Origin of the sequence: Microbulbifer sp., assembly GCF_051659245.1 — a bacterium.
Classification (GTDB): domain Bacteria; phylum Pseudomonadota; class Gammaproteobacteria; order Pseudomonadales; family Cellvibrionaceae; genus Microbulbifer.
Map to the genome: position 1 here is coordinate 1 of NZ_JBOFOC010000209.1, position 11,335 is coordinate 11,335.

The 11,335-nt window shown below is 62.8% G+C and carries 12 protein-coding genes; all 12 read right to left on the reverse strand.

Annotation, left to right across the window (positions count from 1 at the left end):
* Positions 1 to 28: 28 nt before the first annotated feature.
* The 12 genes from ACRC0P_RS19270 to rpsP all read right to left on the reverse strand — a co-directional run bounded on the left by ACRC0P_RS19270 (position 29) and on the right by rpsP (position 11,062).
* Positions 29 to 1,132 carry a permease gene (locus tag ACRC0P_RS19270; protein WP_438632933.1) on the reverse strand — a complete coding sequence of 368 codons (1,104 nt, stop codon included), beginning with the start codon at positions 1,130 to 1,132 and terminating at the stop codon, positions 29 to 31.
* A complete protein-coding gene (gene cueR, locus ACRC0P_RS19275; RefSeq protein ID WP_438632934.1) occupies positions 1,125 to 1,520 on the reverse strand; it encodes a Cu(I)-responsive transcriptional regulator in 396 nt (131 codons plus the stop codon). Before cueR ends, ACRC0P_RS19270 begins: the two co-directional genes overlap by 8 nt.
* A 322-nt stretch (positions 1,521 to 1,842) precedes the next feature.
* Entirely contained in the window at positions 1,843 to 2,280 is a 438-nt protein-coding gene (locus ACRC0P_RS19280; RefSeq protein WP_438632935.1) for a hypothetical protein, read from the reverse strand.
* Positions 2,281 to 2,298: 18 nt separating this feature from the next.
* Complete coding sequence (locus tag ACRC0P_RS19285; RefSeq protein ID WP_438632936.1) at positions 2,299 to 2,931, reverse strand: LysE family translocator; 633 nt, start codon at positions 2,929 to 2,931, stop codon at positions 2,299 to 2,301.
* Complete coding sequence (recJ, locus tag ACRC0P_RS19290) at positions 2,931 to 4,658, reverse strand: single-stranded-DNA-specific exonuclease RecJ (RefSeq protein WP_438632937.1); 1,728 nt, start codon at positions 4,656 to 4,658, stop codon at positions 2,931 to 2,933. The genes ACRC0P_RS19285 and recJ overlap by 1 nt, the downstream gene beginning before the upstream one ends.
* 106 nt (positions 4,659 to 4,764) lie before the next feature.
* On the reverse strand, positions 4,765 to 6,156 hold the full coding sequence (gene thrC, locus ACRC0P_RS19295; RefSeq protein WP_438632938.1) for a threonine synthase: 1,392 nt from the start codon (positions 6,154 to 6,156) through the stop codon (positions 4,765 to 4,767).
* A gap of 221 nt (positions 6,157 to 6,377) precedes the next feature.
* Positions 6,378 to 7,673 carry a homoserine dehydrogenase gene (locus ACRC0P_RS19300; RefSeq protein ID WP_438632942.1) on the reverse strand — a complete coding sequence of 432 codons (1,296 nt, stop codon included), beginning with the start codon at positions 7,671 to 7,673 and terminating at the stop codon, positions 6,378 to 6,380.
* A gap of 272 nt (positions 7,674 to 7,945) precedes the next feature.
* The gene (locus ACRC0P_RS19305; protein WP_438632939.1) at positions 7,946 to 8,692 is read right to left on the reverse strand and encodes a DsbC family protein; all 747 of its coding nucleotides are present in this window, start codon (positions 8,690 to 8,692) and stop codon (positions 7,946 to 7,948) included.
* A 276-nt stretch (positions 8,693 to 8,968) separates the two neighbouring features.
* Positions 8,969 to 9,319 carry a 50S ribosomal protein L19 gene (gene rplS / locus ACRC0P_RS19310; RefSeq protein ID WP_438632940.1) on the reverse strand — a complete coding sequence of 117 codons (351 nt, stop codon included), beginning with the start codon at positions 9,317 to 9,319 and terminating at the stop codon, positions 8,969 to 8,971.
* 152 nt (positions 9,320 to 9,471) lie between these two features.
* Positions 9,472 to 10,236, reverse strand: coding sequence for a tRNA (guanosine(37)-N1)-methyltransferase TrmD (gene trmD, locus ACRC0P_RS19315; protein WP_438632943.1), 765 nt, complete (start codon positions 10,234 to 10,236; stop codon positions 9,472 to 9,474).
* A gap of 14 nt (positions 10,237 to 10,250) precedes the next feature.
* A complete protein-coding gene (gene rimM / locus ACRC0P_RS19320; protein ID WP_438632941.1) occupies positions 10,251 to 10,805 on the reverse strand; it encodes a ribosome maturation factor RimM in 555 nt (184 codons plus the stop codon).
* Between the two features lie 17 nt (positions 10,806 to 10,822).
* Positions 10,823 to 11,062 (reverse strand): 30S ribosomal protein S16, encoded by a 240-nt coding sequence (gene rpsP / locus ACRC0P_RS19325; RefSeq protein ID WP_183457450.1) that lies wholly within the window; start codon positions 11,060 to 11,062, stop codon positions 10,823 to 10,825.
* Positions 11,063 to 11,335 lie beyond the last annotated feature (273 nt).

Below are 11,335 nucleotides of genomic sequence, written 5' to 3' on the forward strand. Positions count from 1 at the left end.
CCCCGGTGGGGAGAGGGGAGTATAAGCGTCAGGTGCCGAACCCGTTCATCAACAGCCCGGCAACGATAACCTGCGGCAGGGTCAGCAGTGGCAGCGCCAGGGCGATGCGCCAGGAGCCACTGGTGTCCTTGATCGACATCAGCTCCGTGTAGTCGGTGGATACGCCGGCCATCAGGAAGGCGAAGGCGTTGCCCGGCGCCGCCGCGCGGCTGAAGATATCCGCCGCCAACGGCGTGGCCCCCTCGGAGCAGACCTCCAGCACAGTGGCGGCCACCAGGGTGGCGCCCAACCCCAGCAGCGAGGGCCCGAACCACTGCTGGAACAGCGCCGGGTCCACAAAGGCGCGCACCAACACCGCCAGCACAATGCCCACCAGCAGCCAGCGCACCACCATCTGCGAACCGCGAATACCCTCCCAGAGCAGGCCCACGACACTGTTGGGGGTCAATTCGCTCCGTTCCCAGAGTTCCGCCACCTCCCCGCGCCAGTCGTAGTCGTCCGGCAGGTGCACCTCATTGGGATTGGCGGGCAGCCTGCCTGCCGCCACCATCCGGTCCGCCAGATAGCCCGCCAGCAGCGCGATCAGCGCGGAACAGAGGATAAACAGCAGAGTCCAGTGCAGGCCGATCAGCGCGATCAGGATCACCGTGAGCGACAGGGAGTTCCACGGGCTGGCAATCAGGAAAGCCATCACCTGTCCCAGGCTGGCGCCCCGTTTGTACAGCTGCATCCCCACCATCAATATGCCGTGGGAGCAGAGGTCGAAAAAGAGACCCGCCAGAGTGGCGCGCACCAGGCCCCGCACACTGCCGCCGCGACCCAATACCGAAATCACCAACCCCTGGGGAATCCGCGCCAGCAGGCCCACAAACAGCGCCCCCGCCGCCACACCCCACCACATGGTGTGCACCAGCTCCACCACACCGCCGCTCATATGGTGAAGCCATTCCGGCAGCCCGGCGAAATCCAGCACCCAGTAGCTGGCGTAGAGCACCGCCACCAGGGACAGGCTGATCCACAGCAACCAGTCGATACGGCCGTGGGGCTCGTCGGCACAGCAGGCGGAAGCGTGCGGCTCCACCATCTGTGGTTCGGCCGCCTCCTTTTTGGGGGAACAACACGGATCAGCCATGATCACCTCCCGCCAGGTTGTCCAGGATGGCGCACTCCGGGGACTCGTCGCCGGCGCAGCTGTCCGCCAGGACCCGAAGCGTCGCGCGCATTTCGCGCAGGTTGCGCAGCTGCTCCTCGACGTGCTGCAGCTTCTCCCGCACCAGCAGCTTGGCGTCGTGGCTGCGGCGTGTCGGGTTGCGGTGCAGCTCCAGCAGATCGCGCACCTCGTCGATGGCAAATCCCACCGCGCGGGCGCGCTGGATAAAGCGTAGCGTCTCCAGGTCCCGCTCGCTGTAGTCGCGGTAGCCGTTTTCCGAGCGCCCGGGGGCCAGGAGATCGATGGACTCGTAATAGCGCAGGGCCTTGGCGGTCAGCCCTGACTTCCGCGCCGCCTGGGAAATATTCATAAAACCTCCCACATCAGTGTTGCTTACGGTGCAGGAGGTTAAAGATTACCGCAAGGGGAAGGTCAAGTGGTCCGCTCACAAGCCAGAATCAGCGGTGCGCAGATAAAAAAAACCGAAGGTAACTGCTCACCCCCTTTGACACTAAGCCAAGGCCTGGGCGGCCCCGCTACCGGGAGCCGTTCGTTCAACAGCCTCATCGGCAAATGTTTCTCGAACGGCTCCCGGTAGCGGGGCCTTCGCATCAAGCTCCGGTACTCTTCTCCGAGCTCCGGGGGGCGAGCAGTACAACCAAAGATCCGTTCAGGATCTTGTGAGGAGAGCTTCAGGACCTATTGTCGGGACAGTTCCCGCGCTCGTACTGGATCTGGTCCGCCGGATCGAAACCCAGTTCCAGGGCCGCGTCCAGGGATTTTTTGCTGACCAGGTGCAGGAGAATGTCCCCGGTGGGTCCCCCGCACACAGCGGGGTACATGCGGTCGGTGCGGGCGCCGCAGTGGGATTCCTGAACCTCCACACCGTTGGAGGTCAGCTTCCCGCTGCTCTCCTCGAGGGTGGTACCGCCGCCCTCGCACTGACGGCTGCCGCGCGCCTCGTACACCCAGATCAATTCCTCCGGCCGCACCGGTTTCTCGGATTCGACGGATGGCTGTCCGGCGGTGTCGCCGGCTGCGGCTTCGTCGGCTTCGGATTTCGTGCGCTCTCCCTGGTCGCAGGCGGTTATCGCCAGGATCAGCAGCGGTAAAAGGTATGTTTTTTTCATCAATCGGGCTTCCTCCGTTCAACCAAAAGCCAGCCAACCTCCGACCACCAGCATCAGGGTGCCGGCGATACGGTTTACCAGGCGCACATTTTCACCACGGTGTAACAGGTGGCTGAGGGTGCTCCCGCCAGTGGCGTAAATCAACAGGCATAGTGTCTCCAACAGCAGAATAATAGCAACCAGCATTGCCAGTTGCGGTGCCAGCGGGGAACTGTCGTTCAGAAAGGGGGGCAGCAGTGCAATAAAGAACGCCCACCCCTTGGGGTTGGCCACTGCGGTCACAAATCCCTGGGTCGCCAGCGCGCGGCGCGGCGGAGCCGGCGCTTCGCCCTCTTCCGCCGGAACCATCGCCATACCGCCCCTCGCGCGCCACATCTGGACTCCCAGCCAGGCCAGATAGGCGCCGCCGAGGTATTTGAACAGCTGGAAGGCCGCCGGATACTGGAGCATCACCGCGGCGATGCCCGCCACCGCGGACACCGCCACCAGCGCCACGCCCGCCAGTTCTCCGACCATCATCCACAGGGTGCGGCGCACGCCGTAGCTCATGCCCATGGTCAGCGCCAGGGTCATGCACATTCCCGGCGTCACCGAGACAAAGAAGAAAGTGGGCACGAACAGTGCCAGCAGCGACAGATCGATTGCGCCCATTAGATGGCTTCCAGGTAGCTCACCAGCAGCTGCACGGATTCGCGGCCGCGGAATTCGTTGATATCGAGCTTGTAGGCGAGGCGGACGCTTTCCGCCGGCTGCGGCCACTGCCCGGTATCCACATTGAATGCAATCGCATCCAGCGCCAGCTGCGGATTTCCCTGCGGAGCCACCACCATTTTCAGATGGCGGTCGCCGACGATGCGCTGTTGCAGCAGCAGGAATTCGCCGTCGAACACCGGCTCCGGAAACGCCTGCCCCCAGGGCGCACAGTTGCGCAGTAGCGCGGCGGTGTGCAGGCTGAATTCCGCCGTTTCCAGTTCGCCATCAGTATCGATCACCGCTTCCAGTTGCGATTCGCTCAGACGATTGCGCACCGCCATTTCGAAGGCGTCGGTAAAGGCCGCATACTTTTCTGCGGGCAGGCTCAAACCGGCGGCCATGGCGTGGCCGCCGAACTTGCTGATCAGATCCGGATGCGCGGTCGCCACGTCGCTCAGCGCGTCGCGAATGTGCAGCCCGGGAATGGAGCGCGCCGATCCTTTAATCAGACCGTTGTCCCCCTGGGCAAAGGCGATCACCGGGCGATGGAATTTTTCCTTGATCCGGCTGGCGAGAATACCCACCACGCCCTGGTGCCAGTTCTCGTCGTAGAGGCACAGGCTCCAGGGGATTTCGCCCTCGAGCTGCAGCTTTTCCAATGCGGCCATGGCCTCCCGCTGCATGCCCTGCTCTATCGCCTTGCGGTCCCGATTCAATCCGTCCAGTTCCGCCGCCAGATCGCGGGCCTCAACCGGGTCCCGGCTCAGCAGGCAGCGGATGCCGGTACCGATATCGTCCAGGCGCCCGGCGGCATTGATGCGCGGGCCGAGGATAAAGCCGATATCGGTGGTGGACAGTTTGCGCTGGTCGCGCCCGGCCACTTCCAGAAGGGCACTGATACCCGGGCGGCAGTGGCCGGCGCGGATACGCGCTATGCCCTGGTGCACCAGAATGCGGTTGTTGTGATCCAGGGGCACCAGGTCCGCCACGGTACCCAGCGCCACCAGATCCAGGTACTCGGCCATATTCGGCGCGGCTATGCCACTTTCAGCGAACCAGCCGCACTCGTCCAGCGCGCTGCGCAGACGGCTCAACAGGTAGAAGATCACCCCGACGCCAGCCAGGTTCTTGCTCGGGAAATCACAGCCGGGCTGGTTCGGGTTGACGATGGCATCCGCGTCCGGCAATTGCGATCCCGGCAAATGGTGGTCGGTGACGATCACCGTCATGCCCGCGGCCCTGGCTGCGGCTACCCCTTCAATGCTGCTGATGCCGTTGTCCACGGTGATCAGCAGATCGGGCCGGTAGTCCACTGCCACTTCGACGATTTCCGGCGTCAGGCCGTAGCCGTAATCGAAGCGGTTGGGCACCAGGAATTCCACCGACGGCGCGCCCATGGCGCCCAGCGCCAGCACCGCCAGGGTACTGCTGGTGGCGCCGTCGGCATCGAAATCGCCGACAATCAGGATTTTCCGCTGCGCGCGCACCGCCTCCACCAGCAGCGCCACCGCCCTTTCCACGCCCCGCATGGACTCGGGCGGGTACAGCTTCGCCAGACGGTGGTCCAGCTGTGACTCGCTGGCGACACCGCGGCCGAGCAGGACCCGCTGGAGAATTTTCGGGGTATCAGAAGCAAAACGGCCAGTGGATAAATCCACTGGCCGTCGCTGAATTTTCTTGTTCATATTTTGCCGTTTGCTGTTGGCTGCGGGCGCAAGAGTGAGTTCGCGGCCGCTCAAAGCGTAGGGTGCGCCGTGCGCACCATTGTACCGGTGCGACACTGCCCCGGGGTTACACCAGGGCGGCCGCGATAAATTCGTGGACCTTCGCCAGGTCGTTGGGCAGTACCCGCATCCGTTCCTCGCGTTCGAACAGGCCCTGCATGTGCGCCGGCAGGGGTATCTTTTGCGTTGGCAGTGCGCGGGCCACTGCTTCCGGGAATTTTGCCGGATGCGCGGTGGAGAGGCAAACCATGGGCTGCTGGCGCGACTTGCGCTGCCGCCGGGCGGCCTCCACACCGATGGCGGTGTGCGGGTCCAGCAGGTATTCACTGGACTCGAACATCTCGCGAATCACTTCCACCGTGCGCAGGTCGTCCAGCCGGTGGGAGGAAAAGACCTCCCGCGCCTTTTTCAGCGCCCGCTCCTCCAGGTGCATGGGCATACTGCGATCGGCAAGCAATGCCGCCACCGCTTCGCCGTCGCGGTCGTAGAGATCGAACAGCAGGCGCTCGAAATTGCTCGACACCATGATGTCCATGCTCGGTGACAGACTGTGCACCAGCGGTTTTGGAGAGTGGTCGTTGTCGCTGATGCAGCGGTGCAGGATATCGTTGGCGTTGGTGGCGATCACCAATTGGTCGATGGGCAGGCCCATCCGCCGCGCCAGGTAGCCGGCGAAAATATCGCCGAAGTTTCCGGTGGGCACGGAGAAGTTCACGGTCTTTTCCGGCGCGCCCAGGTTCACCGCGGCGTAGAAGTAATAGACGATCTGCGCCATGATGCGCGCCCAGTTGATGGAGTTGACCGCCACCAGGCGACGGCCGTCCGGCAGGAAGGACTGGTCGGCGAAGCTGGCCTTGACCATGTTCTGGCAGTCGTCGAAGTTGCCTTCCAGGGCGATATTGAACACATTGTCCGACAGCACCGTGGTCATCTGCCGGCGCTGCACCTCCGATACCCGGTTGTGCGGGTGCAGGATAAAAATATCGATGTTGTCGCAGTGGCGGCAGCCCTCGATGGCCGCGGAGCCGGTATCGCCGGAAGTGGCTCCCATCACCACCACCCGCTCGCCGCGTTTTTTCAACAGGTGGTCGAACAACTGGCCGAGAAACTGCAGTGCGAAGTCCTTGAACGCCAGGGTGGGGCCGTGGAACAGTTCCAGGATCCACTCGTTGGTATCCGCCTGCACCAGCGGCGCCACGGCGCTGTGGCGGAAATTTTTATAGGAACGCTGAATGATTTCACGCAGCTCTTCGTCACTGAGGTCCTCGCCGACAAACGGCTGAATAATCCGAAAGGCCAGCTCGCGGTAGTCGAGCCCCGTCATCCCGCGGATTTCCTCTGCGGAAAATTTCGGCAGGGATTCCGGCACATAGAGGCCACCGTCGGCGGCGAGACCGGTGAGTACGGTATCGGCAAAGGAGAGGGACGGCGCGCGGCCGCGGGTACTGATGTATTTCACGGTGTTTCTGATTCTGAAAAAGCTGAATATTTATTTGTAGGAGCGGCCCATGGCCGCGATCTGATTTTCAGTTCTCTGCAAACTCGATCGCGGCCATGGGCGGATGGCCGCCCCGCCGCTCCTACAGGGAAAGTTTCTTAGTCCGTAGGGTGGATAAGCGTAGCGTATCCACCAGGCGGGCCTGCGGCCCGCAAGCCGAGCTGGAGCTCGGCGCTCCCAGGCTAGCCCAGCGGTTCCACGCGAATGCGCACCACCTCGCCCTCAACGGTATCCAGGGACTCTATCTGTGCCACCGCTTCGCGCAGGCGGGCTTCCTTGGCGCGGCTGGTGAGAATCACCACCGGCACCAGGGCCTCGCCCTCGGCGGGCTCGTGCTGGATCAGGGCCTCGATGCTGATGCCCTGATCGCTGCAGATTTTCGCCACCTGGGACATGACCCCGGGCTTGTCCTGGGCCGAGATGCGCAGGTAGTAGCTGGTGACCACTTCGTCCATGGGCAGGACACCGATGCCATCCTGATTGCCCGGAGCCACTCCCGCCGCGGGCACCCGCTGGTCCGGGAAGGCCTCCAGGGTGCGCGCCACATCCACGATATCGGCGATCACCGCGGAGGCGGTGGCCTCGGCGCCGGCGCCAGCGCCGTAATAGAGGGTCGGGCCCACGGCGTCGCCGTTGACCAGCACCGCATTCATCACCCCGTTGACATTGGCGATCAGGCGCCGCTGGGGGATCAGTGTGGGGTGCACGCGCAGCTCCACCCCCTGCTCGGTGCGCCGGGCGATCCCCAGATGCTTGATCCGATAACCCAGTTCGTCCGCGTAGCGGATATCCTCGCTGGAGATGTCGCTGATGCCCTCTGTATAGACCTTGTCGAAAGCCAGCGGTATGCCGAACGCGAGGGAGGCCATGATCACCAGCTTGTGGGCCGCGTCTATACCCTCCACGTCGAAGGTGGGGTCCGCCTCTGCATAGCCCAGTTGCTGCGCCTGTGCCAGGGCCTCGGCAAAGCCGCGGCCCTTGTCCCGCATCTCGGTGAGGATGTAGTTGCCGGTACCGTTGATAATCCCCGCCAGCCACTGGATGCGGTTACCCACCAGGCCCTCGCGCAGGGATTTGATAATTGGGATGCCACCGGCCACTGCGGCTTCATAGGCAATGGTCACGCCCATCTCTGCGGCGGCGGCAAACAGTTCGTTGCCGTGCTCGGCGATCAGCGCCTTGTTGGCGGTGACTATGTGCTTGCCGCTGGCGATCGCCGCGAGCACCAGCTCGCGGGCCACGGTGGTGCCGCCGACCAGTTCCACCAGGATATCCACCTCGGGATTGGCGGCGACATCGAAAATTTCCCTGGTGACGTTCAGTGTGCTGGTATCACAGGCCGGGTTGTCACGGCGGGCGCCGATCTGCACGATTTCCACCGGGCGGCCGCAGCGCGCGGCGATCTGTTCGGCGTTGCGCGCCAGTACATTGACGGTACCGCTGCCGACGGTGCCCAGGCCACAAATACCGATGCGCACCGCGCGCCGGGGGGATTGGGGTTTCTGCCGCTGGGCTGCCTGTTCGGTGGTCTCTTGGACGGATGCGCTCACAACTTCCCTCCGCGCGGGTTACAGCGCAATAAATGGTGTGAAAGACGATAAAAGGACGACAACCATACTGATGGAGGGGGAGAAGTGTCAATAAAATTGCGCACCAGAGGACAGAAAACAAAGGCCAGAAGTCAGAGTGCGGTTACGCCGCACAACCTGACATCTGTCACCTGACTTCTGGCCTCTGTCTTCTAGATAATCTAGATACCCAGCGCTTTCACCATCGTGTCCGGAGGCAGGTAGCCGGGCATCACAGTGCCGTCCTGCATTACGATGGTGGGGGTACCGCGCACGCCGAACACTTCATTGCCCAACCTGTACTGCTCAGCCACCGGGTTGTTCTTACAGACTTCGAGCGGCACGTTCTCGAGGTTTTTCAGTGCGGTCAGGGTTTTGTTGCGGTCTTCGGCACACCAGGCAGTGGCGATCTTGCGATACCCCAGGGAGTCCAGGCCGGCGCGGGGGAAGGCCAGGTAACGCACTTCGATACCGCGCCTGTTCAGCTCCGGCACATCCTGGTGCAGTTTGCGGCAATAGCCGCAGTCCACATCGGTAAACACGTAGATATGGGCCTTTGTCTCGCCTTTCGGGGAGAAGACGATCATTTCACCCAGGTCCTGCTCTTCCATAACCTCGACCCGCTGCTTGGTGCGGCGTTCCTCGGAGAGATTGACCAGGGAACCGCTTCCAACCTGGTACAGGTCGCCGAATACGAAGTGGCCGCCATCTTTGGAGACGAAGAGTGTTCTGCTCCCGTCCACTTCCACTTCATACAGGCCGCTGATCGGGCTCTCCCGCACGTCGCCGTAACTGGCCCTGGGATTGGCCGCGTGAAGGCGCGCCTTGATGTTTTTGGCCACTTCCGCGTCCACTGCTCCGTAGGCGCCCTGTCCCAACAGGGCGAGCAGTGCGCCGATCATCATCAGCGGCTTATTGAAAAGGGTCATTCTCGATAGCTCCTTGGTCTGCTTGCAGGCTTCGACTCATGCGGCCGCTGCCGGTTCCCGCCAGTATGGCACCAGTTGGCAACAAATGCCTCGCTTGGCGTGTTTTAACATATCCCACCTCCCGGCACCATAAAATGCTCCGCAACTCTCCCTGCACCCTTGAACCCTCTCCAACCCCTCTCCCGCAAATAGGAGAGGGGGAGCCGGGTGATTCGTGCATCATAAAAAAGCCGGAGCATCGCTGCTCCGGCTTTTGCGCATATCGCGGGAAAAGACTCAGGTGAGCTTTTCCTTGATACGCGCGGCCTTGCCTGTGAGGCTGCGCAGGTAGTACAGCTTGGCCTGGCGCACGTCGCCGCGGCGCTTGACCTGGATGCTGTCCACCAGCGGGCTGTGGGTCTGGAAGGTGCGCTCCACGCCCACGCCGTGGGAAATCTTGCGCACGGTGAAGGAGGAGTTCAGGCCGCGGTTGCGCTTGCCGATTACCACACCCTCGAACGCCTGCAGGCGCTCGCGGTTACCTTCTTTTACCTTTACCTGAACGACCACGGTGTCGCCCGGAGCAAAGGCGGGAACTTCGCTTTTCAGCTGTTCCTGTTCCAGTTGCTGAATAATTTTGTTGGTCATTTGGAATACTCCCAAATACAGATTGTGTAGCTTCGCAGGATGGGCAAAACGAGCGTCAGCGAGTGTGCCCATCATTCCGAAGCCGATGGGCACGCTACGCTTTGCCCATCCTACGGTTACCGGATTACTAACGCCTCACGGCGAATCCGGCATCAAGTTTCCTCGGATTTCCGCTCCTGCTGGATTTCCTCCAACAGTTGCTTCTGTTCCCTATCCAGCTCCAGCCGTTCCAGCAGGTCGGGCCGTCGCTGTTGCGTGCGCGCCAGCGCCTGCTTGAGGCGCCAGCGGCGTATTCTCTCGTGGTTGCCGGAGAGCAGAACATCCGGCACCGCCCTGCCCCGGTACTCTTCCGGGCGGGTGTAGTGGGGACAGTCCAGCAGCCCCCGGGCGAAGGAATCCTCTACTGCCGACTGGTCGTGCCCCAGCGCGCCGGGAATGAGCCGGGTGATGGCATCCACCACCACCATCGCGGCCAGTTCGCCGCCACTCAAGACATAGTCGCCGATGGACCACTCTTCGTCGACGAGCATATCGACAATGCGCTCGTCGACACCCTCGTAACGGCCTGCCAGCAGCACCAGATTACCCGCTGCGCTCAGCTGCTCCACGCCGGCCTGGTCCAGCGGCCGCCCCTGGGGCGACAAATAGATGGTGCGCGCCGGCCCCGCTTCCCCCGCCCAGGCCCGGGCCTCGCCCAGCGCCTGATAAAGCGGCTCGGGCAGCATCACCATGCCCGGTCCGCCACCATAGGGGCGGTCGTCCACAGTGCGGTGCCTGTCAGTGGTGAAATCCCGCGGATTCCAGCAGCGCACCTCCAGCAATCCCTCTTTGACCGCTCGACCGCTGATGCCGTAATCGGTCAGGGCGGCGAACATCTCCGGAAAGATGCTTACCAGGGCGATGCGCTTGGCGCGCATCGCTTCTAACCCCTTCAAAACGCCGGATCCCAGACTACGGTGATCACACCGGAGTCCAGGTCGATATCGGTAATATACTCACCCGGCAGGTAGGGAATCAGGCGCTCACGCCCGTCCTCCCTACCGCGCACCACCAGTACATCGTTGGCGCCGGTTTCCATCAGTCGCTCGACCCGGCCGAAGTCGCAGCTGCGGCCCTCGAACTCACTGACCACCCGCAGGCCTTCGAGCTGGTGCCAGTAGTACTCGCCCTCCGCCAGAGGCGGCATGGCATCGCTGCGAATGGCGATGTCCCGCTGGCAGTAACGGGCGGCCCGGTCCCGGTCATCCACGTCTTTGATATGGGCGATCAGGCCCTTGCCGTGGCGTCTGCCCCCGTCGATCTGCAGGGGCTCCCAACCGTCGCCTCCCTCCAGCCACCACTCGGGAAACTGCAGGATGTTGTCCATCGGCTCGGTATAGGAATGCACCTTCACCCAGCCGCGAACACCGTAAACCGCGGTGATGCGCCCTGCTGTGACCAAGTCAGCGGATTGGGGTCCGCTGCTGTCAAGGTTAATAGGTGCCACGGGCGCAAACCGCTCGGTCAGGCGGATTCTTTCAGCAGCTTGCTGACCCGATCAGAAACCTGAGCGCCCTGGCCAACCCAGTACTCGACGCGCTCACGGTCGATGCGCAGCCGCTCTTCCTGACCGCGGGCAACCGGGTTGAAGAAGCCGACGCGCTCGATAAAACGGCCGTCGCGGGATTTGCGGCTGTCGGTGACTGCCAGGTGATAGAACGGACGCTTTTTCGCGCCGCCGCGAGCCAAACGAATGGTTACCATGTAGCTTTCCTGTAGTTTCAACACACTTCGGCCGCCAGGGGCGGCCGAAAGAAAATCCGATGCCGACAGTCGGCCGGCCTGAAAGGCGGCGTATTCTAATGGACTGGCTGGTGTTTGTATAGCGCCGGGGCGGGACTCGGGACTCGGGACTCGGGACTCGGGACTCGGGACTCGGGACTCGGGACTCGGGTAAGGATATCAGACTTCGAAGCGAAGGCTCTGATGCCGGGGGCCGTTCGCGGAATATTTACCGATCAGGTTGTGGAGCGAACG

Excerpts from the sequence above, each read along its gene's own strand:
- cueR (WP_438632934.1), bottom strand. The coding sequence starts at position 1,520 with ATGAATATTTCCCAGGCGGCGCGGAAGTCAGGGCTGACCGCCAAGGCC.
- ACRC0P_RS19285 (WP_438632936.1), bottom strand. The coding sequence starts at position 2,931 with ATGGGCGCAATCGATCTGTCGCTGCTGGCACTGTTCGTGCCCACTTTC.
- trmD (WP_438632943.1), bottom strand. The coding sequence starts at position 10,236 with ATGCGCGCCAAGCGCATCGCCCTGGTAAGCATCTTTCCGGAGATGTTC.
- rplS (WP_438632940.1), bottom strand. The coding sequence starts at position 9,319 with ATGACCAACAAAATTATTCAGCAACTGGAACAGGAACAGCTGAAAAGC.
- ACRC0P_RS19270 (WP_438632933.1), bottom strand. The coding sequence starts at position 1,132 with ATGGCTGATCCGTGTTGTTCCCCCAAAAAGGAGGCGGCCGAACCACAG.
- ACRC0P_RS19280 (WP_438632935.1), bottom strand. The coding sequence starts at position 2,280 with ATGAAAAAAACATACCTTTTACCGCTGCTGATCCTGGCGATAACCGCC.
- ACRC0P_RS19305 (WP_438632939.1), bottom strand. The coding sequence starts at position 8,692 with ATGACCCTTTTCAATAAGCCGCTGATGATGATCGGCGCACTGCTCGCC.
- rpsP (WP_183457450.1), bottom strand. The coding sequence starts at position 11,062 with ATGGTAACCATTCGTTTGGCTCGCGGCGGCGCGAAAAAGCGTCCGTTC.
- recJ (WP_438632937.1), bottom strand. The coding sequence starts at position 4,658 with ATGAACAAGAAAATTCAGCGACGGCCAGTGGATTTATCCACTGGCCGT.